The sequence below is a fragment of the Sphingobacterium sp. UBA2610 genome (assembly GCF_002339225.1).
Lineage (GTDB): Bacteria > Bacteroidota > Bacteroidia > Sphingobacteriales > Sphingobacteriaceae > Sphingobacterium > Sphingobacterium multivorum.
Genome location: NZ_DDKA01000010.1, coordinates 93439 through 116190 on the forward strand (window position 1 = coordinate 93439; position 22752 = coordinate 116190).

At 39.7% G+C, this 22752-nt stretch carries 21 protein-coding genes and 1 pseudogene; 8 read left to right on the plus strand and 14 right to left on the minus strand.

The features are described 5' to 3' along the window. Positions 1 to 141: 141 nt before the first annotated feature. The gene (locus tag B4Z47_RS07370; RefSeq protein WP_070561075.1) at positions 142 to 1347 is read left to right on the plus strand and encodes an aminotransferase class I/II-fold pyridoxal phosphate-dependent enzyme; all 1206 of its coding nucleotides are present in this window, start codon (positions 142 to 144) and stop codon (positions 1345 to 1347) included. Positions 1348 to 1420: 73 nt separating this feature from the next. Here the strand turns inward: B4Z47_RS07370 and B4Z47_RS07375 are convergent, their stop codons facing one another. The 6 genes from B4Z47_RS07375 to B4Z47_RS07400 all read right to left on the minus strand — a co-directional run bounded on the left by B4Z47_RS07375 (position 1421) and on the right by B4Z47_RS07400 (position 6297). Further along, positions 1421 to 2149, minus strand: coding sequence for a M1 family aminopeptidase (locus B4Z47_RS07375; protein ID WP_070561074.1), 729 nt, complete (start codon positions 2147 to 2149; stop codon positions 1421 to 1423). A gap of 261 nt (positions 2150 to 2410) precedes the next feature. After that, on the minus strand, positions 2411 to 4627 hold the full coding sequence (locus B4Z47_RS07380; protein WP_070561073.1) for a hypothetical protein: 2217 nt from the start codon (positions 4625 to 4627) through the stop codon (positions 2411 to 2413). Between the two features lie 2 nt (positions 4628 to 4629). Next, a complete protein-coding gene (locus B4Z47_RS07385) occupies positions 4630 to 4953 on the minus strand; it encodes a hypothetical protein (RefSeq protein WP_286727099.1) in 324 nt (107 codons plus the stop codon). 93 nt (positions 4954 to 5046) lie between these two features. Further along, the gene (locus tag B4Z47_RS07390) at positions 5047 to 5502 is read right to left on the minus strand and encodes an ATP-binding cassette domain-containing protein (RefSeq protein WP_286727100.1); all 456 of its coding nucleotides are present in this window, start codon (positions 5500 to 5502) and stop codon (positions 5047 to 5049) included. Between the two features lie 69 nt (positions 5503 to 5571). Beyond that, positions 5572 to 5778: a helix-turn-helix domain-containing protein gene (locus B4Z47_RS07395; protein ID WP_046672837.1), complete on the minus strand. Its 207-nt coding sequence runs from the start codon at positions 5776 to 5778 to the stop codon at positions 5572 to 5574. Between the two features lie 3 nt (positions 5779 to 5781). After that, a complete protein-coding gene (locus B4Z47_RS07400; protein WP_070561071.1) occupies positions 5782 to 6297 on the minus strand; it encodes a DUF2975 domain-containing protein in 516 nt (171 codons plus the stop codon). Positions 6298 to 6615: 318 nt separating this feature from the next. Here B4Z47_RS07400 and B4Z47_RS07405 point away from each other — a divergent pair, with 318 nt between their 5' ends. Continuing rightward, on the plus strand, positions 6616 to 7800 hold the full coding sequence (locus B4Z47_RS07405) for a metallophosphoesterase (RefSeq protein WP_115048814.1): 1185 nt from the start codon (positions 6616 to 6618) through the stop codon (positions 7798 to 7800). A 149-nt stretch (positions 7801 to 7949) separates the two neighbouring features. On the opposite strand, the gene B4Z47_RS07410 is transcribed toward B4Z47_RS07405, so the two are convergent. After that, complete coding sequence (locus tag B4Z47_RS07410) at positions 7950 to 8594, minus strand: ankyrin repeat domain-containing protein (protein ID WP_201303541.1); 645 nt, start codon at positions 8592 to 8594, stop codon at positions 7950 to 7952. Between the two features lie 405 nt (positions 8595 to 8999). Between B4Z47_RS07410 and B4Z47_RS07415 the strand changes: the two genes are divergently transcribed. Together B4Z47_RS07415 and arr are read left to right on the plus strand one after the other, a co-directional pair. After that, entirely contained in the window at positions 9000 to 10211 is a 1212-nt protein-coding gene (locus B4Z47_RS07415) for an amidohydrolase (protein WP_070561204.1), read from the plus strand. A gap of 268 nt (positions 10212 to 10479) precedes the next feature. After that, entirely contained in the window at positions 10480 to 11223 is a 744-nt protein-coding gene (gene arr / locus B4Z47_RS07420) for an NAD(+)--rifampin ADP-ribosyltransferase (RefSeq protein ID WP_083295751.1), read from the plus strand. Between the two features lie 32 nt (positions 11224 to 11255). On the opposite strand, the gene B4Z47_RS07425 is transcribed toward arr, so the two are convergent. Both B4Z47_RS07425 and B4Z47_RS07430 read right to left on the minus strand, forming a co-directional pair. Then, positions 11256 to 11840 (minus strand): hypothetical protein, encoded by a 585-nt coding sequence (locus B4Z47_RS07425; RefSeq protein ID WP_070561069.1) that lies wholly within the window; start codon positions 11838 to 11840, stop codon positions 11256 to 11258. A 234-nt stretch (positions 11841 to 12074) separates the two neighbouring features. Then, positions 12075 to 12641 (minus strand): YceI family protein, encoded by a 567-nt coding sequence (locus tag B4Z47_RS07430; RefSeq protein WP_070561068.1) that lies wholly within the window; start codon positions 12639 to 12641, stop codon positions 12075 to 12077. A gap of 199 nt (positions 12642 to 12840) precedes the next feature. On the opposite strand from B4Z47_RS07430, the gene B4Z47_RS07435 reads away from it, so the two are divergent. The 3 genes from B4Z47_RS07435 (at position 12841) to B4Z47_RS07445 (ending at position 16887) form a co-directional block, all read left to right on the plus strand. Next, positions 12841 to 13896, plus strand: coding sequence for an NAD(P)-dependent alcohol dehydrogenase (locus B4Z47_RS07435; RefSeq protein WP_201639168.1), 1056 nt, complete (start codon positions 12841 to 12843; stop codon positions 13894 to 13896). A gap of 190 nt (positions 13897 to 14086) precedes the next feature. Continuing rightward, positions 14087 to 15031, plus strand: coding sequence for an aldo/keto reductase (locus B4Z47_RS07440; RefSeq protein WP_070561067.1), 945 nt, complete (start codon positions 14087 to 14089; stop codon positions 15029 to 15031). Positions 15032 to 15171: 140 nt separating this feature from the next. Further along, positions 15172 to 16887 carry a hypothetical protein gene (locus B4Z47_RS07445; protein WP_286727103.1) on the plus strand — a complete coding sequence of 572 codons (1716 nt, stop codon included), beginning with the start codon at positions 15172 to 15174 and terminating at the stop codon, positions 16885 to 16887. A gap of 45 nt (positions 16888 to 16932) precedes the next feature. Here the strand turns inward: B4Z47_RS07445 and B4Z47_RS07450 are convergent, their stop codons facing one another. Next, the gene (locus B4Z47_RS07450) at positions 16933 to 17664 is read right to left on the minus strand and encodes a DUF3667 domain-containing protein (RefSeq protein WP_236560211.1); all 732 of its coding nucleotides are present in this window, start codon (positions 17662 to 17664) and stop codon (positions 16933 to 16935) included. Between the two features lie 86 nt (positions 17665 to 17750). Beyond that, a complete protein-coding gene (locus B4Z47_RS07455) occupies positions 17751 to 18557 on the minus strand; it encodes a DUF5694 domain-containing protein (protein ID WP_070561200.1) in 807 nt (268 codons plus the stop codon). A gap of 150 nt (positions 18558 to 18707) precedes the next feature. Between B4Z47_RS07455 and B4Z47_RS07460 the strand changes: the two genes are divergently transcribed. Then, positions 18708 to 19463 (plus strand): response regulator transcription factor, encoded by a 756-nt coding sequence (locus B4Z47_RS07460; RefSeq protein ID WP_286727105.1) that lies wholly within the window; start codon positions 18708 to 18710, stop codon positions 19461 to 19463. Between the two features lie 59 nt (positions 19464 to 19522). Here the strand turns inward: B4Z47_RS07460 and msrB are convergent, their stop codons facing one another. From msrB to dxs, 3 genes and pseudogenes are all read right to left on the minus strand, one after another. Next, complete coding sequence (msrB, locus tag B4Z47_RS24560; RefSeq protein WP_349676162.1) at positions 19523 to 19942, minus strand: peptide-methionine (R)-S-oxide reductase MsrB; 420 nt, start codon at positions 19940 to 19942, stop codon at positions 19523 to 19525. A gap of 108 nt (positions 19943 to 20050) precedes the next feature. Next, positions 20051 to 20626, minus strand: a pseudogene (gene msrA, locus B4Z47_RS24565) (peptide-methionine (S)-S-oxide reductase MsrA); the annotation flags it as partial. 179 nt (positions 20627 to 20805) lie between these two features. Then, entirely contained in the window at positions 20806 to 22728 is a 1923-nt protein-coding gene (gene dxs / locus B4Z47_RS07470) for a 1-deoxy-D-xylulose-5-phosphate synthase (RefSeq protein WP_313396160.1), read from the minus strand. Positions 22729 to 22752 lie beyond the last annotated feature (24 nt).

The window sequence follows — 22752 nt, forward strand, 5'->3', positions numbered from 1 at the left end:
TTATTTTTTTGTGTTTGGTATCAGTTTTTAAAGTGTTCAGATGTTTTAACTAATTATTGTTGATATAATAGATTTATATTCTAATATAGATAAAAATACTTGTGATATAATCTAAAATATCTCAATTTTAAAGATAAAAATATGGATAATTTTAATGCAGCAAATGAAATTCAAGATTTGCAATACTTTGGAGAGTTTGGAGGTGTGAATCCGTCAATTTCAGACAGCTCTACCTATACCTTTCTTTCCGCTAAAAAAATGTTCGACACATTTGAAGGGAATGCAGAAGGCTGTTATCTCTATTCAAGACATTCCTCGCCAATGAATTTGTATTTGGCGCAAGCTTTAGCAAAAATGGAGAATACCGCTGCGGCCAATGTAACATCTTCGGGTATGGGAGCGATCACAACAGTTCTTTTACAGTTATGTAAAAGCGGCGACCATATTATTTCCAGTAGGACGATCTACGGTGGAACTTATGCCTTTCTCAAAAATTTTCTCCCACCTTTCCAGATTGAGACAACATTTTTGGATATTAATGATGCCCACGAAATCGAAAGATCGATAAGACCTAATACAAAGGTGCTGTATTGCGAAAGCGTGAGCAACCCTTTATTGCATGTGGCTGACTTAAGAAAACTTTCAGCCATCTGTAAAAAACACAAGCTAAAACTGATTGTCGACAATACGTTTTCTCCGTTGTCTATATCGCCGATACTTTTGGGAGCAGACATTGTCATCCATAGTCTAACGAAATTTATCAATGGCAGTAGTGATACAGTAGGTGGGGTTTATTGTGGAAGTCAGGAGTTTATTAATGAAACGAAAAATGTGAACACAGGGACCTGTATGTTATTGGGACCAACGATGGACAGCTTACGTTCGGCGAGTATATTGAAAAATTTAAGAACACTTCATATACGGATGAGACAACATAGCTATAATGCGATGTATCTTGCCGAACGGTTTGAGAAAGATGGACTAAAGGTATCTTATCCGGGCTTACATTCGCATCGAGATCATGAATTAATGAAAAGTATGATGCATGAGACCTATGGTTTTGGAGGCTTAATGACAGTTGATGTGGAAACCACTGAAAAAGCCAATGAATTAATGGAACTGATGCAGGCTGAAAATTTAGGGTATTTAGCCGTCAGCCTAGGATTCTATAAGACGCTATTCTCCTGTTCAGGTAGTTCTACGTCATCAGAAATTCCTGAAGAAGAGCGCTTAAAGATGGGTATTTCCGATGGATTGATCAGGTTTTCCATTGGCCTAGATCAAGACATTGAGCGCACTTATCAAAAAATGAGAGCATGCATGCAAAAGATTGGGATTCTACAATAATGCGGATAATCGCCATTAGTTGAATAAAAAGTTCACGACGACAGAGAGGATCCGTAAACTGTTTCGACATTTTCTACAAAAATAGTTTACGGATGTTCTTGTGCAATGCTGGTTCGCTGATCCTGAGAAATTCATGAATTAGGTCCTTACTTGTGGGCGGTCGATGTGGAAAGGCATAGTGCTGTAAAAAAGTCCTCAAAGCAGTATTTATTTTTTGTTCACCTATCAATTCATGTAATTGATACATGGCTAAAAGGCCTTTATAATAGGCAACGTTTGTATTTCCAGGGGATACTCTCATTAAATCTTCGTCTACACTGTTTGCTTTTCCAATGTCATAAAGATCTTGATACATTTTGACCATTTTCTTTACTCCTTCGGGACCATGTTTGTGTTTATAACACATTAATTCGGTATACATAGCGAGCGTTTCTGTTAGCATTGTAGCGCCTTCTCTCCGGTCATCGGGGTCAATTTGACTGTTACCCCACCATTGGTGCGATAACTCATGGCCGGCAAGTTCATTAATGACGTCTCTTGTTTTTTCGCGACGTAGATCTGAATGAAAGGTCATGTTCTCATTCATAAAAATCATACCGGGATAAGCCGTCGCGTTAAATCCACTAACAAATCCAGATATTTCGACGAAACGTATGCTTTTAAATGGATATTTTCCAAAGTTGTTTTGACAATAGGCTAAAGTTTGCTTTGAGTCGTTTATAAGTTGTTTAACATTCTCCGCGTGTTTGCTGTCATAATATACCTCGATGGATATATTGTCGTAAGAGGATTTTTCAACCATATATACAGCTGATGATATACCGAAACGGAAGGGAATTGGTCCTGTTGATTTATAGTGAAAAAAGTTTCGATTTCCTTTTTGCCATTTTCTGATAAATTCTCCAGTCGCGATACAGGTTTGGTCACTGTCACTCGAAATAATTGTTTCAAGGTCGACATATCCATAGTCGTAGGGAAGAGCATCAGGCTGTTCTAACTTTTTTAAAGCGCTTGCTTTTCCCAGCGCTCGCTTTTTACGCTCAAGTGGGTCTTCTATTTCATTTTATTGCTGATAACCAAATATGGGGTAATAGCGACTGATACGCATAAAAGAACCATTAGCTAAGATAGCATTCATGGGATCGTGACGATTGAACGGTGTCCATTTGTATTTTATTGTAAATTCCATTGTAATAGAATCTCCAGGCATGAAGGGGCTTGTTAGTTTAAATCGGTGGTGACCATAGGTGCTGTCGGTAGCTTTTTGTACGGCGCGGTCTATGTTGACATGTGCTAATTCCATAGCAGGATCCGTGTAAAGTAATAGACTATCCAGCGGAGCGGCTGATTTATTGACTAGCTTATATAGACCACTAATGATATATTCATTTGACGTCGGATAAAGATCTATTTCGGTTTTGACCGAAACGATCGTTGGCTGGGGAATATGCTGATAGTGCCTGTATTTCTGTTCATAATGTTGCATCCAATCTATTTCCGCTGCTGAATTGCCGACTTGAGTTCGCTGATAGATGAAATGGCCTGAAATCAACAAGACAGCAACCATTAACACAGCGAAGACCTTTAACTTTGAATGCGATTTTAAGTTTACTGAAAAAGATCTTGCCTTTTGCCGGGTGAGCGTTGTGCCAATAGCGATAAGGGCCGAAAAGGAAGTCCAGTAGATCATTTTAAAGCCAAATGCATGCAGATAGGCGCCAAACCCATTCATGTCGCCGCTATAGTTTAAGGGTGATTTTGCAAAACGGAAAAGTGGATGCTCTATGCCAAGCATGGTACCAATAAAGGAATTGGTCAATGCAAAAAACAAGACTGTCAAAAGTAATGCTGGATATTTTAGTCCCACAATAGTCTGTATACTGATAATAACTGAAGCATCCAGTAGAGATGGGACGCCAAGGATATAAAAAAGACTTAGATATAGATTCCATTCAATTTTTGGATATTGGAATATAAGTTGAAGAACCATGCATTGCAGAATGCTTATTGTAATAAGTAATAATGCAATACAGCACAACGAGATCCACTTGGCCAGCATGACAACTGTTACTTGTACTGGAGTGCTGTCTTCGAGTACATATATCCGCGTACTTCGAGATCTCCAGACTGTTTCCATGCCATAAAAAGATAGGACGGAAAGTAAAAAAAGAGGAAAGCTATTGATGATGTTCCGAACCATTAATCCCGTGCTGGCATAGCGTTGTGGTAGGCGCATTCCTGCATCGATGTTACTGTATATTTCCATACCTAGAAAAAACAACCATAGCGCAATGACAACGACAAAGGGTAAACCTTTTAGTAGGGCTCGAAGGTCAATCTTTAGAAAGCTATAAAGCGTATGCCAATCATAAAGCCAACCTTTTTCGGATATGCTTATTTGTCCCCTAGGAAGGATTGGCTGGTTTCCAGCCTTTTGCAGCGGCGGTTTTATATTCTTTTTTGTCGTGCAATGAAAACGTGCTCGACGGATCGCAAGTAACGTCAATGCAGATGAAAATACAAGTAGACCAATCCGGTTTATCAAAAAATTTCCTTTGAGCTGGAGCAATGTCGAGTTTTTCAAAGCTGGGCTCCATGACTGACATTGTTCAAAGAAAGCAGCCAGACCAAAAGGGTCGACTATGGCCATCCGGCTCATGGTCTCGGAGGAAACGGGGGATGCGTTGGCAAATAATGGCGAATTCGAAAATAAAGAGACAGCGAAGTATAGGATATAAATGAAAACTCCCGAAAGAAAAACAAGCATTTTACTACGGCTGGTCCAAGCAATTGCACTAACAGTTGCGGTGCAGAAAAAAATATTTGGAAGGACGAGTAGTATATAGGGCTGTAGGTAGTTGAGCATACGGAATGGCATAAATTTCTCATGTTCATCTCCTTGTGAAGCATGACCGAACATCAGCCCAAGGATAAAGAATAGAAATGTAAGGGCCGTGATCAGAAACACCAGCACAAAACGACTCAGTTGAAAAATATTTTTATTGACAAGGGTTGTATACAGGAGTGATGAAAATCGTGCATCTATTTCACGTAAAAATATTTGTGATGAAAAAATAACGATAGTAAAGATATTCAATAGCGATACTAATCCTATGGTGTAAGTTAACACAAAGGGAGAATTGGCGTAAACACCGGCAAATGAAAAAGAAGCTATGACACTAACCCAATAACCAAATGCAAAAAAACAGCATAATAGTGCCAGAAACCATTTTTTTGGAAAGTAAAAGCTGACTTCCAGTAGAAAGTAGTCGATAAACATGGCTATACAATTTGAGATAAATGTGTGAAATAGACATCTTCAAGATCAGGTTTAATTTGCTCAAAACCATTCCCTGGGCTTTTTGTGGCATAAATATGGACGTCTAGCCGCCCCCCGTGTAATTGGGCTGATAAGGTGTGAAAATTTTCGTTAAAATAACGTAATTCATTCTTGTCAATCGTTTTTGCCCAAATACGGCCTTCCAACGATTTTAAAAAGTCGTTGGGTGCGCCATTGACCATCAAACTTCCGTTATTGATAATGGCCATTTGAGCACAGAGGCTTCGCACATCTTCCACTAGATGTGTTGAAAGGATCACTATCATCTGTTCCCCGATTTCACTAAGTAGATTGTTGAAACGATTGCGCACTTGCGGATCGAGGCCCGCTGTGGGTTCGTCTACAATGATAATTTGAGGCTAACCCAACATCGCCTGCGCAATACCAAAACGTTGCCGCATTCCTCCCGAAAAATTGTGAACTTCTTTGTCACGGAATTCGTAAAGATTTACACGTGCGAGCAAATCTAATATATGTTCTTTTCGTCCCTCTTTTTTAATTCCTTTAAGTACGGCAAGATGATGCATGAGTTGATAAGCCGACAGATGCGGATATACTCCAAAATCTTGCGGTAGGTAACCGAGCTGTTTTTTTATAAAAGAGGGCTCATTTAAAATATTGACATCATTCAATACGATGGAACCGGTATCTGCCTGTTCTAAGCCGGCAATGATCTTCATTAATGTCGATTTTCCAGCTCCATTTGGACCTAGCAGTCCAAACATGCCCTGACCGATATGTAATGAAAGTCCCGTAATTGCTTTCATCCCGTTAGGATACGTTTTCGAAAGATTCTGGATTTTTAACTGGTTCATAACAGACTTGTCTTTATACCCACATCGCAATCTGGGCCCTATTAATATTTAATGTCATGGTTTTATGCGCTAATCTGGCACGAATTCCAATATATCACCTGGTTGACACTCCAATACAGTGCATATCGCTTGTAGCGTTTCGAAACGTATACCTTTTGCCTTTCCCGTTTTTAATACCGAAAGATTACCTTGTGTAATGCCGATTTGTTCTGCAAGTTCTTTGCTTTGCATTTTTCGTTTGGCCAGCATTACATCTATATTTACAACAATAGCCATGTACTAGATATATAAATCTTGTTCATCCTGTAAATGGAGGCCTTGCCGGAAGATTTCCGCGAGGAAAAAAACAAAAATGCCTAAAATGAAATGTACAGCAATGAGTATGGCAATACCCCCTTCGACTGTAACAAATACTGCAGCAATAGCCGTGCAGACGATTGGTAGCAATATATTTAACCTGTAATATCGTTTGAGTATAAGCAGGTGGAATTTGGTAAATAGCTTCCTTCGGGTAAACAATTTAAATATTTGCGCAGACAAGAGAAAAAAGATGGTATAGAATGACAGGGGTAGTAAGAATGAAAATACTTTGTACGATACGTTATTATCCACATTCATCAAGGGCGTTATGGTAAATGGATAGTTGATATGAAGAAACATTCCATTGCCATAGGATGCTGTGTTCCAGCCTGTCAGCAGGCATATCAAGGCATACAGGGTTATGATTAAATATAAGCTCCCTAAAAGTGAAGTTATATAGAATAAGATTCTGCCGATTATTTTTGTCCGGTTCATTATGTAATAATTTGGTTTGATACTGTAAATATATAAATAATTACCGTTATACGGTAATTATTTATTAAAATAGAATATTTATAGAGAAATGATAGGATGCTCAAACACTTACATTGACTTTGGCGCCTGCGAGAATGTGGAGCTAGTGCGACATATTGACAGGAATTTAAATCGATCGTACAACCCTTATATCGATCCCTGCCAACAGCGATGCGATTGTCACATAGACATCACTATTTAAGAGGATAAGGGCTGTAAAAGTTAAAAAAATATCTTTTGGCATATCATTAGTGATTTAAAATCAATACTTTAATCACTATGGCAAAGAGACTCTTACTGATAATATTCCTATTCGTTTTGGGAGATATCTATTTTTTTCAGGCGTTTAGTACGGTTATTCATGGTTCAATTTGGCACAACATGTATTGGGGGATTGATATTCTGCTGTTTTTGGGTGTTTTTATTTTAATTTTTTTACGGAGAACGGGTTATGATGTCCAGCGGACCGCCACAAGTCTGATCACAGCATTTTTAATTGTTTTCATCCCAAAATTGCTTGCAGTGCCCTTTTTATTTGTTGAAGATCTTATGCGTATTTTTAGTTCCTTTCCTCCACGAAGTCTATTTTTGAGTGAAATTGTATTGTTTTTGGCGGGAGCCATGCTGTTGGTTATTTTTTTCGGTTTAACGAAAGGTCGTTATTTTTATAAAGTGCGTGAGGAAGTCTTGACTTTTCCTGATCTACCTGCGGCGTTCGACGGTTTTAAAATTACACAGCTGTCGGATATTCATTCAGGGAGTTTATCTGATATCAAAAGAGTACGTAAAGGTATCGAATTGGCCAATGCACAAAACAGTGATCTGTTATTGTTTACGGGCGATCTAGTCAATAATAAGGCTTCCGAAATGGAACCCTGGGTTTCAGACTTCAATCGATTAGAAGCTCCTTCGGGAAAGTTTTCTGTCCTTGGAAATCACGACTATGGGGATTATGTGCAATGGGAAAGCATGAAATCAAAAGCCTTAAATTTGAATAGGCTCAAGGAAATTCATCATGAAATGGGGTTTAAATTGTTGCTAAACGAATCGATAGCTATAGAAAAGCAAGGTGAGCGTATCTCGTTAATTGGTGTTGAAAATTGGGGAAAAGGAGGGTTTCATCAATATGGCGATTTGGCTAAGGCAACTCTTGGATTAGAAAAAGATACGTTTAAAATTTTAATGTCTCATGATCCTTCACATTGGGATCATGTTACTTTGGACTATGATCAAAATGTCCATTTAACGCTGGCTGGTCATACACATGGTATGCAGTTTGGGATAGAACTATTTGGGTTAAAATGGAGTCCAATTCAGTATTTTTATAAACAGTGGGCTGGACTTTATCAAAAACAGGGAAAATATCTTTATGTCAACCGTGGTTTTGGTTTTCATGGCCTAAAGGGGCGGATAGGTGTTTGGCCGGAAATTACAGTTATTACATTACGGAAAAGCGTTGCCTGATATTTCGGTATGAGATACAACACTCATCTATTAATCGATAAGGTTCATTTCCTTCAATTGGTGAAACATACACTGATCTGCAGCATGGTGAGATCCTTACTGAAATTTTATTTAAATTTGACCATTTAATGGAAGATGAACCTTGATATTTATAATGTTAGTATCTTAACAATTTCATTGAAGCCTCTTTGTTGTGCGTGTTGCAACGGGCTTGTGCCATTGAAGTCCGGAATATCTAATTTTGCTCCGGCATCTTTTAGAATCTGAACGATTTCCTGATATTTTTTGCTTCCGTCACCGAGTATAATTCCTTCCATCAAAGCGGTCCATCCTAAGCGATTGACATGATCTAACGGAAAATTTTTAGTATTGGCCAATAATCTTACCGTTTCTACATGTCCACGTTCACATGCCGGTATTAAAGCTGTGCCATTATATCGATTAAATAAATCAAAGCGAGCACCGTGATCTAAGAAAAGCTTGACGAGTTCAACTTGCCCACTTGCTCCCGCGTATAAAAGTGGGCTATCCATATTATCAGCCTGAATGTTGACATCGGCGCCATATTCTACCAATAATTTGGCCATTTCAAGAGCTCCATTGTTTGTAGCGATAAGTAGAAGAGTACGTTTGTTCGCATCTTTGCTGTTTACGTTGGCCTTATTTTCTAGTGCTCTTCTTACTCCCTGCAGGTCATTTTTGATGACCAATTGAATAATCTCTTCCTGGGACGAATTTTCAGTATAGGAGTTTTCTGTTAATGCCGATCGGCACGAACTTGTTATGCTCATCATGATCAGGAGTATTAAAGTCGTTTTCATCATTCTATTATGCTGTAATTTTCGATAAACTGTCGAATAAGTTTGACGTCTAGTACAAAAATAGGAGATAGGGCTGTTTTTACAATGTGGTTTTCATTCCATCTGTTGGACAATTTATTACAAGCGTGGATCTTAAATTTCGCTATTATTGGTCAAACACTGGCTGAAAGTGTACTCGTGTAGCTCCTGCTCACACACAATGTTAAGTCAAAGTTTGCGTTGTGATAAATTGTTCAAGCTTCGAGATGTATTCTGCAAAACATCCAGAAAAATCATCGCGACCTTTGTTTTGGTCATACTAAGTCATAAATGCGGAAAAAATAATACCGTTTCCATTGTCTAGTAAATTTTAGAAAAAAGAATATGATCAAAAGAAATATGAAAGCTAAAACATATATTTTAAAAAACGTACGGCTTGAGACGGGATTCGAGTTTGATGGAGAGGAAGTAATAAGTACAAATACCGCTTTATGCTGTGTAGAAGTTGAAGCGGGTAAGATCAAAGGAATCAAACCAAATACCCCAAATGCCAATGGAATCGATGCAAAAGGACATTTGATGTTGCCGGCCTTTAAGGATATGCATGCCCATTTGGATAAAATGTTGTTTGGTTTGCCATGGGAAGCAGTATCTCCCACGCGGCATACCGTAAAAGATATGATCGCGTATGAGCAAAAGATGATTCCTGAATGGTTAAGCACCTCGGTCGAAAGAACGGGCAAAATGCTGAATTTTCTGCAGGCATACGGAACTGATTTTATTCGTTCGCATTTCAATGTTGATCCAACATCTGGACTAAGATCGCTAACAAATTTAGAAAAGGCGCTTGCATCAAAAAAAGACACGGTAGACGTGGAGCTGGTTGCTTTTCCACAGCATGGTCTCTATTATACGGATACCTTACCCATTTTGAAGGATGTTGCAAAACTGGATGCTGTTAGTTTCATCGGTGGAGTAGATCCGTACTCTTTGGACGGAAGTATTGAAAAAAGTATGGAGCAGATTACCCGGTTGGCGCTTGATAACGATAAGGGAGTTGACATACATCTCCATGAAATGGGAGAAAGTGGTCTAAAGACAATCGACTTTTTGATCGACCGAACATTGGAAAACCCCCAATTAAAAGGAAAAGCTTTTGTTAGCCACGCTTTTGCACTTAGCCGTCTCGCAAATGTCGAAGTCGAAAAAATTGCGGCGCGTCTTGCCGAGGCGGGCGTGGGAATCGTCTCCTCAGTGCCTTTTGGCAATATGATTATGCCTATTCCGACACTTCGAAAATATGGTGTGGAAGTTTTGATTGGAAATGACAATATTCAGGATCACTGGAATACCTTTGGTTCGGGAAACATGCTCCAGAAAGCGAATCTAATTGCTGAGCTGTATGGCTATGGAACAGAATTCGGCTTATCCAGAACACTCGCTTTCGCCACACGTTACAAATTGCCTTTGGATAATAATGGAAATCAACAATGGCCGAAAGTGGGCGATGAAGCCAGTATGGTTTTTGTTGAGGCAAGTTGTTCTGCTGAAGCAGTTTCTCGGATTTCACCTGTGACTTCATTGATTCACAAAGGCAATATTGTGTTCTAAAGGACGCCACTATCGGATAATGATTGCGTTCCGAACGCTAACTGCCTTCGGGATTCCAGCAATGTGTCGTTTCCTAAATGCCCAACCAATTGTACGTTATTGCGTGGAGAAATATTGAAATTAAGAGAACAATTTTGTTGAAGAGCCGGTTATCCTCATAACTGGCTTTTCACGTCCAAGGCCTTGCTGTAGAACAGATGTTTTTAAGGAGTGGTCATTTGTAATTGAGGCGAGAATAATGTATGTTGGATAAAAAATAATTTATACGATGGAATTTTCACCATTTAATGAAGTTGTCAAACTTTGTCTAAAAGGAATACAACTGGAAGAAAGCGGTAGAGCGGAAGAATCACTGTCATTTTTTATGCAAGGTTATCGGGAGGCAAGTGATGACCATGAAAAGTTTTTTGCGGCTTATTTTGTATCGCGGCAACAAAAATCGCTGTCTGATGGTCTGAAATGGCTACACATAGCCTTAGAGCATGCATTGGTAATCAACGATGACCGGACGACCAGTGCATTACCCGGATTGTATTTGAAGATTTGCGCCTGTTACACAGGCTTAGGAGAAGAAGCAATGGCAAGTGAGTATGCTCGGCTGGCCTCTTCTTATAAAAATATCCCCTTTGATAAGGGACCTTTTTATCATGGGACAAAAGCAGATGCACAAATCGGCGATTTATTGGTTCCAGGCTTCAATTCCAACTATCAAGCTGACTTAAAAATGAACCACATTTATTTTACAGGCTTGATGAATGGGGCTGGACTTGCAGCGGCACTCGCAAAAGGTGAGCGTAGCGAGCGCGTATTTATTGTTGAACCTACCGGTGATTATGAGCATGATCCCAACCTGACGGATCAGAAATTCCTCGGAAATCCGACACGTTCCTATCGATCTGAATTTCCATTAAAAATTATTGGTGAAGTTGCTAATTGGGCAAAACCCGGCACTCAGGAACTTGAAAAATTTCGTGATAAACTAGACGAGAGTGGCGGCGACATTATCAATTAAGAAATCACGAGTGCCTGCTCCGGCAATCGGAGTTATGTCTTACTGATAACAATCTTGCTGATAACTTCGAAGGCTGAAATTCGATAATCGTCGTCAAAAAATAAACCATTGATATAACGTTGGATCGGATAGAACAGATCGGCTGGCGTATCGCCGAAAAAAGTTTTGAAATCGTTCGGAATAGAATACAGGTAATTGTATTGCCCTTTGCCCAAACTGATTCCGCCGATCTTTTTTAAATAACCGGTTATCTTATGTTTGTATCTATTGGAAAATGCTTCTTCCGTTTCTATGAAATAATCTTCAATATAAAAATTACGGATATCCTGAAGACTAAGGACGCTGTTTGGAGCAGGTTTGATACGTCTTGAATAGGATACATCAACCAAAATACAGCTGGCTTTACGGGCTTGGGTGAGATCGATAAAGTAGCCTTCATCGACCATAAGATGTTTACTGTCTTTATATACGCCGAGAAGCATTTCATTGATCTCGCGATCTGAATAATCTGCTATGTTAGAAGATCTTCCCAACTTTTCAAATGCGAGGCCACTGTCACTCCAATTTTTTCTAATTCTATTAAGCTCGTGCTGTTGAAAAGTTTTTATTTTCTCCATATATAATTTGTCTAACCTTACTTTTGGGAGTTTAAAGATAATTTTAAAACTTTACTTTCGTCAATCTTATCGGTTACTAAGTGCAATTTGAATCAAATCTAATTTAACGGAGTCTTTGTTTGCTGCTGTAGAAATGCGCGGACGCGCTATGTTGAGGAGGGAAGATCATATCGATTCTCGGTACGATGCAATGAAGGAAGAGCCATCTGTATTAACAAATGGCTCTAATAGTTTTTATTTTACAGCCTTAAGTAGGATATCTAAGGTGAATTCATCATCGATAGCGCGATTGCCTAAGTCGGAGAAAAAGCTTGCTGAACGATACTGTATATCAAAGTCCAGTCGATTTACTTTGACTCCGATAGCTTCAGCGGAAAGCCCATCTGCAGTTGTGGTGACTTTTGCTGGAAAGGAGATCGATTTTGTTTTATTCTTGATCGTCAGATTGCCTGTTATGATTGGATTGCCTTTGCTATTATCAACCTTACTGATGACAAATTTACTGTTGGGATAGGTAGGCACATTGAAGAAATCTTCATTTTTTAGTTGCCCGGTCAATTTAGGTGCATCAGTACAAGCCATGGAATTCATATCTATGGTAAAACCACCGCCGGTAATTTTCCCTTTTTCTGTCTGTACCGTTCCTTCTTGTATATTGATTGTTCCCACATGTCCTCCGACAACTTTTTTAGCATTCCATTTGATTGTCGAATTTTGCGTGTTCACTTTGTAGCTTATCTTTTGGGCGAAAGCCATTGATGTTAAGCAAATAATTGCTAGCGTTAGACTGGTTCTTTTCATTGAAATGATTTATATGAACTCAAATATACATGGTCTTGTGCGGATATTTCTATGTTTAAACTTGTTTTTTTGTTTGCGGAGTGTCAATATTGTGTTTGCCTTGCTCTATTCGTCATCAATACCCGCTAACTTAGTACAATATAAAAAGGGGATCGGAGATATCTTCGCATCCAAATTGTGGTCTATAAAAAAAGATAATATGATTAAGTCGAAAGGTTATGCGGCGAAAGACAGCAGTTCTCCACTTGAATACTGGGAGTTTGAAAGGAGGGAGCTTGGTGCAAACGATGTTTTAATAGATATCTTATACAGCGGGATCTGTCACTCCGATATTCATCAAGTACATGACGAGTGGGGTGGTACACAGTACCCAATTGTTCCCGGGCACGAAATTGTCGGTCGGATAAGTGCCGTTGGTAGTGGAGTGACTAAGTTCAAAAAAGGAGACCTGGCAGGTGTCGGTTGTATGGTGGCTTCCTGTGGCGAATGCGATAACTGTAAGTCAGACCAACAACAGTTCTGTTCGGAAAAGAAGACCGTCTGGACTTACAACAGCAAGGATGTGATGCATGATCACAGCTATACTTTTGGTGGTTATAGCAATAATATTGTTGCGGATGCGGACTTTGTGCTGCATGTGCCGGAATCGTTGGATATTAAAAAGGTGGCACCGCTACTCTGTGCTGGAATCACCACCTATTCGCCATTAAAAAGATGGAATATTAGCAAAGGACATAAAGTTGGTGTGTTGGGCTTAGGTGGATTGGGACATATGGCTGTTAAAATTGCAGTAGCAATGGGAGCAGAAGTCACAATGATAAGCCATTCTCCACGTAAGAAGGAGGATGCGGCTCTACTTGGCGCACACAAGTTCTTAAATACGCATGAGGCAGATGAAATAAGAGAATTCTCATCGTATTTTGATTTTATTATTGATACCGTATCGGCACCGCATGATTATAACCTCTATCTTGCATTATTGAAAACAAAGGGAGTTTATATTTGTGTGGGGATTCCAGCTGCGCCCATGGAAATCAATGGACGCTCAATTATGGGGGGAAATAAGATCCTAACGGCTTCCAGCATTGGGGGAATACAGGAAACTCAAGCTATGCTTGATTTTTGTGCTGAACATAATATTCTACCCGAAACAGAAATGATTGATATCGACTATGTAAATGAGGCTTATCAAAGGGTATTGGATAGTGATGTAAAATATCGTTTCGTAATCGACATGTCGTCTATTGAAAAGTAATCCAAGAACAGGTCGGTTAAAGAGCCGACCTATTTTTTTAATCGCAATAAAATCTTTACGCGTTTTGACAATTGGATTTGAAGAATGCTGACATGATTCAAGATGGATACCGTAACTTTAGCTTGAGCTTTTCAGCTGGAAAGGCATAGCTATTTTTTTATTTAAAGGAACAATAAAATAGATAATTTCAATGAAGAAGGTAGAAATACAGCACACAGATTTGCAGATAGCTCCAATTAATTTTGGTGGGAATGTTTTTGGCTGGACATTAAATGAGCAGCAATCGTTTGAAATGTTAGATAAATTTGTAGGAGCAGGGTTTAATTTTATTGATACGGCAGACACCTATTCGTGGTGGGTAAATGGAACCGGAGGGCAGTCCGAAGAAATTATTGGAAAATGGTTAAAAAGCCGTGGTAACCGTCAAAATATAGTAATTGCAACAAAAGTCGGATCGGAGACCAAGGAACACGGATATGATATCTCAAGGAAACATATCTTGAAATCGGCTGATGAATCATTACGACGGTTGGGAGTAGATCATATAGATCTATACTATACCCACTTTGACGATAACATAACCCCCGTGGAAGAGACGTTGTCGGCTTATGCGGACTTAATAGAGGCAGGCAAGGTACGTTATATCGCCGCTTCCAATCTATCGCCAGCGCGTTTAACGGAAAGCTTTGATGTAGCAGAGAAAAACGGTCTTCCCAAATATGTTGCGTTGCAACCGCATTACAATTTGGTAGAGCGTGCAGGTTTTGAAACAGATTATGCGGGCTTGGTCGAGAAGTATGGGTTGAGTGTATTTCCATATTGGTCGCTTGCAGCAGGTTTCTTGACCGGTAAATACCGTACTGAAACTGACTTTGATAAAACGGCAAGGGGCGGTGGGATCAAAAAATATTTTGATGCTAAAGGTAAAGCTGTCCTGAAAGCGCTCGATGCTATCTCCGAGAAGCATGAGACAAAACAGGCTACTGTAGCATTAGCATGGTTGTTGGCTAAACCGCTGATTACCGCTCCCATTGTGAGTGCCACAAGTGAGCGTCAATTGGATACGCTATGTGCGGCGCCGGCTCTTAAGTTGGATACAGAAGATATCGAATTATTAAACGAGGTCAGCAATTAAAATACCGGTAAAAGAGCAATCACAAAATCCCTACATTTCTGAGGGATTTTGTTTTTATTGAGAAGTCGTTCTTGATAGACGGTGGAGATAGCTTATGTATTTTAACAAGTTTATCGTAAATTGGACGCTAAATTGATCTTATGAAACGGTTCCTGATATTATTTTCTTTTATGCTTTTTGGCAGAAGTTATGCGCAAATGCCTACACCTTATGAACGGGGGAATGGTAATCAATCCACAACATTTGAAGAAATGCGGGCCTACTATCAGGAATTGGCGGAGAAATATACATCAATTCATTATGAAACAAAGGGAGAAGACGATAACAATAAACCAATAGATGTGGTCGTATTTAATCCGTTTGGAAAGACACTGGAAGTCGCTAGGAAAGGGAAGTGTATTTTATTGGTCAACAACGGTATTCATCCCGGAGAACCCGATGGTATTGATGCCACTATGATGCTCATGCGGGATTTGGCGACAGGAAAGGTAAAGGCACCTCAAAATGTTATCGTTGTTGCGCTCGCGAGTTACAATGTCAGTGGGATGTTAAATCGTGGGAGCTTTTCCCGAGCTAACCAAAATGGCCCTGAAGAGTATGGCTTTCGTGGAAATGCAAGGCATTATGACTTAAATAGGGATTTTATTAAGACAGACACTAAAAACACGCGCAGTTTTCAGCAGATTTTCCACTGGGTCAAGCCGGATGTTTTTATCGATAATCATGTGAGCAATGGGGCCGATTATCAGTACACTTTTACTTATATCTCAACAAACAAAGAACGTCTGGGAAACCTTTTAGGTAATTATTTTAATAACAACATGCAAAAAACCTTACTGAAAGATCTCCAGGAGAAAGGGTTTATGTCTGTTCCCTATGTTAACATCCACAACGATGTACCTGATGGTGGTTTTCCAACTTTTATGGATTCGCCAAGATATGCAACAGGTTACACCAGTCTATTTAATGTCATCGGAACCGTGGTGGAAACACATATGTTGAAACCTTATCAAGAACGTGTCAAAGCGACTTATGATTATATGCGTTGTAATCTGGATTTTATGGAACAGCATTATAAGGAGATTAAACAAAAAAGAACTGAAAACCTCAAGCAATATCAAATAGGGGATAAATATGCCATAGCATGGAAGCTTGATTCATCGAAATATGAACCACTGGACTTTAAGGGCTTCGAGGCAAAATATAAGCCGAGCGATGTCTCCTCGAAAGATAGATTGTGGTATGATAGAAACGCTAAGTTTTCAAAACAAGTTAAGTTATATAATACCTATGTTCCGACAAAAGAAGTAACTATTCCATCGTATTATGTCATTCCGCAGTCTGAATGGGAAATTGTTAACTTGCTAACACTCAATCAGATCAAAATGATTCCGCTAAAACAAGATACGGTAATAGCGGTGGAACAGTATCGAATTAAGGATTTCAAGACAACTTCAAGTCCTTATGAAGGGCATTATTTACATTTTGATACCAGCCTCCTCCGGGAATCCAATAAGGTAAACTTTCGTGCTGGTGATTATTTAGTCCCCTTGAATCAGGACGGTGTAAAGTTCTTGCTGGAAACTTTAGAACCTGAAGCAATAGACTCTTATTTTAATTGGAATTTCTTTGATGCGATCTTAGGACAGAAAGAATATTATTCAGCATATGTTTTTGAAGATACAGCAGCCAAACTTCTAAAAGAGAATAAAGATTTAAGAGCTGCCTTTGAACGCGAGAAGATGAACAACCCTAAACTTGCTGCGAGTAGTAGTGCGCAGCTGGATTGGATATACAAACATTCACCTTACTATGAAGAGTCACATCTTCTTTATCCTATTTATCGCATCAATTGATCACGGTGATTTTTGATACACAAGGCTGCGTTCGTTACAATATGGCTATCTTATAAGTATATCCAGGGTAATACCAATGAACATTATGACGATCAAATAGGAGATAAAGCCTATTATTAAAGCGGCAAATGCTTTGAAATAGCTGATCTTTTTAGTCTTATCAAAAAACTGTCCCATGGCCCAGGAGTAATATGCAAAGGTCACCAATGTTGCGTATAAGATAAAACGCTGGTGGGTTATACCATCAATTATTGCAAAAAAAGCATAAATTAACATCGCCATCCCCATAATAAAACATAATAAGATGATGATTTCAAAAAGATTATAGCCGTATTTTTTAAAGAATAATTTAGTCCAAAGGGCGATAAAGAATCCCATGATAATGTTAGCATAACCATAATGATCTTGTAGCCATCGGAAGATGTGGGTCGTGATGATGAGTTTACTTTCAATACCATGGCTGTCGATTGACTGCATATACCGTTCTTCAGTATGGAAAAAGTGGGCAATAATTGAGTACACTAAAGAGGTTACTATAACAAAAATAATAGGTTTGACCAGCCGGCTACGATTCTCAGAAATGTAGTTTTGCACATTCTTCCCCGGCGCTGTTACCAATCCGCTAATGGTATAGAGAATGCCGCGTTCAAAGTGAAGCACATGTTCTATTTCATGGGTGATATAATGCGCATCTATTCTTTTCAGCGTTGCAGGTTGGCCACAATCGGGACAAAATTTTGACGTAATGTCTGTACCGCAGTTTTTGCAAGTTATCATGTTGAAGTTTTTCTTTAGGTAATTAAGGTTAGGTACTCTATATCATTTTTAAAGCCTATAAAGGCAAACTTTCTTTACGGACCATTTTATTGGAGGTATTCAGCAACTTCCACAAGCTTGTATTTGGGGCTCCGTTGCAAAAACTCACCAAGAAAAGCTGCGTGAGTAGCACCGGTGATCAGCAAAATACGATCTTGCGCCGTGACAGGGATCTGATTTAAATTGGAGAGTATCCGTAGATTTCTTCCGTAAAATTTAGTGGCTTCGTCTGCTCCTTCAAAATTACCTTTTGTACTACTGTAGGTTAAGATATCAGCGTTTACATTGATAAATTTTTGCAGGGTCTCTTTGTGATTAAATACCTTTAATTTATCTAAAATGGAGAGTTGGTCAATATGGGTGAATTCCTTCATGATTTTTCCCATGTAGTTTTTATACGTTACAGTATCCACCTGGTTCTCCAGTTCATTGGCAATGTTGTAATTATATGCTGCAGTTTGTTGTTCATCAATTCCATAAATTGTTTTTACCCCTGCAAGTTTGCCAACTTCATAAGCGATTAACGCTATTTCACCACCAAACTTAGCTTTATGGCCTTTGTCGTCGATAAAAGATCTGTAGTCACTGTTCAATTCTTTGTTTTTTTCAGAAATGACTTCTACGCAAATGATGGTTGGTTTAAAATCAGCCAACAGTTTGGCTACATGATAAGTTTCTCTTCTGTTTTTTTGATCTTTTTCATCAAATTCTACTTTATGGGCATCAGGGGTATAGCTCATGTGAAATGTCCCAAAATTTAAAACTTCGATTTTCTGCTGTGCGTAGCTGTTCCCAAAAAATAAGACCCCAAGGGCGATTCCAATATTTCGAATCTGTATAGTTTTAATAAGCATCTGTGTAAGAAATGGTTTTATGTTTTTTCCGGCTTTTCGTTCAGTTAGCTGTATTTTTCTAGCTGTTTTGTCCAAAAGTATTACAGTTTGTCCAAATAAAAGCTACACTTGAGTGTAGTTTTATTTAACTTCGAAACTTAGAATTTCGTTATGGATTTTAACGCGCTATTTTCACAAAAAAATAATGTTGATCGTCTTTCAGAAAAGGACATCCTGCAGACGCATGGCTATATTGAGCTTGTCAAAGCTTTCTCACGAATTACTTACCAGAGTATCTATCTAATCGATTATCAGGCCAAAAGCTTTGAGTTTGTTTCAGACAACCCGCTGTTTCTCGCTGGTTTAACAGCCACAGAGGTGATGGAAATGGGCTATGGCTTTTATCAAAAATATGTTCCGTCCGATGATTTCCGGATGCTCATTACGATTAACGAAGCGGGGTTCAGTTTTTACGAAAAAATACCCATAGAGGAACGGAAGCTTTACGTTATATCGTATGATTTTCAGATACAAAATGCGTATAACAAATTTATTTTGATTAATCATAAACTGACGCCGGTTTTTTTGACAGAAGAGGGGAAAATATGGAAGGCAATTTGTATCGTATCTTTATCCACCAATGTGTCTTCGGGTAACGTGACGATCGAAAAGTTGCACTCCAACTTAGTTTGGGAGTTGGATCTGTTGACTGGGAGATGGAACTCCCAAAAAAAGATTAACCTTACCGAACGTGAAATAGAAATTTTACGCTTTTATCATCGCGGTCTGACCATTCATGAAACTTCCGAAAAAATTTTCGTTTCCATTGACACGGTGAAATTTCATCGGCGAAAATTATTTGAAAAACTGGGGGTAAGTAACATGAATGAAGCATTGGTTTATGCATTGAATAATAGGTTATTGTAACGATGGCTTGACGGATGTTGAAATGTTCAGGGCAAGCGCCTCAATCGAGGCGCTGCAGATTATTTTTTTACCAATAGGGGTAAGTACTTCTCGTAGCCCTGTGCTTTCATCTTGTCTTTTGGAATAAATCGAAGTGAAGCACTGTTTATACAATAGCGTAGACCACCTTTATCTGCGGGTCCATCGTTAAAAACATGGCCGAGGTGTGCATCACCAGTTTTGCTGCGTACTTCCGTTCTGCGCATCCCGTACGAATTGTCGGCGTGTTCTTGAATCAAGCTATCGCTAATTGGTTTGGAAAAACTTGGCCATCCACAGCCCGATTCAAATTTATCTGTTGAGACAAATAAGGGTTCTCCAGTTGTGATATCGACATAAATGCCTTCCCTAAATTCGTCATTATAGGCGTTGTCAAATGCGCGCTCTGTTGCACTGTTTTGTGTAACATCGTATTGCAATGGAGTTAACTCCTTCTTCAAGGTCTCCTTGTCAGCTTTTTTATACCTGTTCTCAATGTTCACTTTCGCTTTTTCGGGGTTGGCATTTCGTGCAAGTTCAAATAAATCAGGGCTTATATGGCAATAACCACCGGGGTTTTTGTCCAGGTATTTTTGATGATAAGCTTCAGCATTATAGTAATTCTGTAAAGGTTCTATTTCCACCACTATTTTGCTCCTGTATTGACTTGCTAAAGCAGCTATTTGCTCTTTGATAACAGCAGCATCGTCGGCATTGGTGTAATAGATGCCTGTACGGTATTGCGTACCGATATCGTTGCCTTGTTTATTCAGTGAAGTTGGGTCAATTGTTTTGAAGAAAAGGTCTACGAGCAGCTTTAGGTCGACAAGCGCTGGGTCGAAGTTTACCTTTACGGTTTCGGCAAACCCGGACGTTCCTGTCGAAACTTGTGCATAAGAAGGGTGCTGAAGGTTTCCATTGGCATAGCCAACTTCCGTTGCGGTGACCCCGCGCACTTGTTTAAAGAAGTGCTCAGTTCCCCAGAAGCATCCTCCTGCAAAATAGACAACATGATCTTTTTGATTTGTAGTATTCATAGTATTTTGTGTTGACGGTTTTAAGTCTTTCCCTTTTTGTGAAAAGCAAACCTTGCTGATCAGAAATAAGCCGGTCGCTATAGCAAGGAGGACGAATAAGTGTTTCATGGTATGGATTGCTACATGAAAGAAACAACATTGTTTCTTTCATGTAGGCTACAAACACCGTACCTTTCTGGATGTTTAACTTAGAAGATATAAACAGTTTTGACTCTAATAGATTCTTTTTACAATTGGAAGACGAAATAAGTCTATGAAAGGTATGTCCTGACAAAAAGACCTTTTAGCTAAACTTCGCCAGCTGTATCTCTGTGTAGCTGTCTCACTGTGGCTATAATAGCCTGTTTGTCGTAGTAATAAAGTTGGTGAAGCTGTTGCTGTGTACCCTGTACTGCGAACGAGTCGGGCAAACCAAGACGTTTTAACGTAGCCGAGTAACCATGTTCCACCATAAATTCAAGCACTGCGGTGCCCACTCCACCTGCGATACATCCATCTTCGATGGTGATGATAGACGAATATGATTGGAATACCTCATGTAATAACGCTTCGTCGAGCGGTTTAAAAAACCGGAGATCATAGTGCCCGACGTGGATGTCCTCCTGGAGCAGCTCGCAGCAGGCGTCCTGTGCATATTGACCAACGGGTCCAAGAGAGAGTAGGGCAATGTCTTTACCTGAACAAAGTCTTCTTCCTTTTCCCATTTCAAGTCTTTTATATTTGTCGGATTGCTTCTCTTGGTTACCTCGACCTTTTGGGTAGCGGATTGCAAACGGTCCGTCGAGAGCGATGTCCTGAGCCGTGAACAACAAATTTTTAAAGTCTGTAAGCGTCATGGGGGAAGCGCCCGTAATGTTGGGTATGCATCGGAGAAAAGCAATGTCGAATGCCCCCTGATGAGTGGGGCCGTCGGGACCGACAACACCGGCCCTGTCAATACAGAACACGGCTGGCAATTTCTGCAAAGCGACGTCGTGGATAAGCTGATCATAGGCGCGTTGTAAGAATGTCGAATAGATAAAGCAGAAAGGAAGTAGTCCATCGGCAGCAAGGCCAGCAGAAAAAGTAACGGCATGCTGTTCGCAGATACCAACATCAAAAACACGGTTGGGCATCTGCTGTTTCATTGCGGTTAGCCTGCTGCCGGAAAGCATCGCTGGGCTAATAGCCATAATACGACTATTCCTTCGGGCCAGCTGTGTCAGCGTTTCGCCCAGCACCTGCTGAAAAGTCTCGTTGTGGAGTTGCGGTAGCTGGTGTTCTAACCGTTCACCTGTCAGTTTGTCGAATTTCCCCGTGGCATGCCATTCTGCCTTATTTAACATGGCCGGTGCAAAACCTTTTCCTTTCTGCGTCACACAATGTACTATTTTGGGCCCCATTATATGCTTCAACTGCTCGAATATTTTGATAAGCTTATGGAGATTATGCCCATCCACTGGTCCAAAATAACGTATACCTAAGGCCTCAAAAATATTGCTTGAAGCAAGTAGTCCCGTTTTTATCAGTTTCTCTATTTTTCTAATCGCAGCAATTGACCATTGTGCCCGATCCTTATTACGCGACAGCAGCTTTTTGATCTGTGATTTGAACTGATTATAGGCTTGCCCCGAGGTCAGGTCGGTCAGATAATTTTGTAGCGCTCCCGTACCGGCATCAATAGACATATTGTTGTCATTTAATATAATCAATAGGTCGGGCTGCTCGAAACCAATATTATTTAAAGCTTCGAATGCTAGACCGGCAGTCATGGCGCCGTCACAGATAACAGCGATGTGTTGACGGTTATGATCACCCTTATACCTGGCCGCGCAGGCCATACCCAGAATTGCTGATAAGGATGTGGATGAATGACCAGTACCAAAGGCGTCAAAGTTATTTTCTTCCATAACAGGAAATCCGCTGATGCCATGTAGAAGCCTGTTCGAATGGAAGCGAGCCGCTCTACCTGTGATTAATTTATGGACATAAGCCTGATGACCAACGTCCCATATCAATTTATCCTCAGGGGTGTTAAACACATAATGTATTGCTATGGTAAGTTCTACAACACTAAGGCTTGAACTAAAATGACCGCCATGTGTAGCAATATGGTCAATGAGGAGGTTCCTTAATTCCTGACCTAATTCGGGTAATACCTCCTGTGGAAGAGCTCGTAATTCACTGGGGCTGTTGATTTGATAATTACCTGTCATTTCTTTTTTAGACAAATTTAGATTGATTAGATTTGCGAT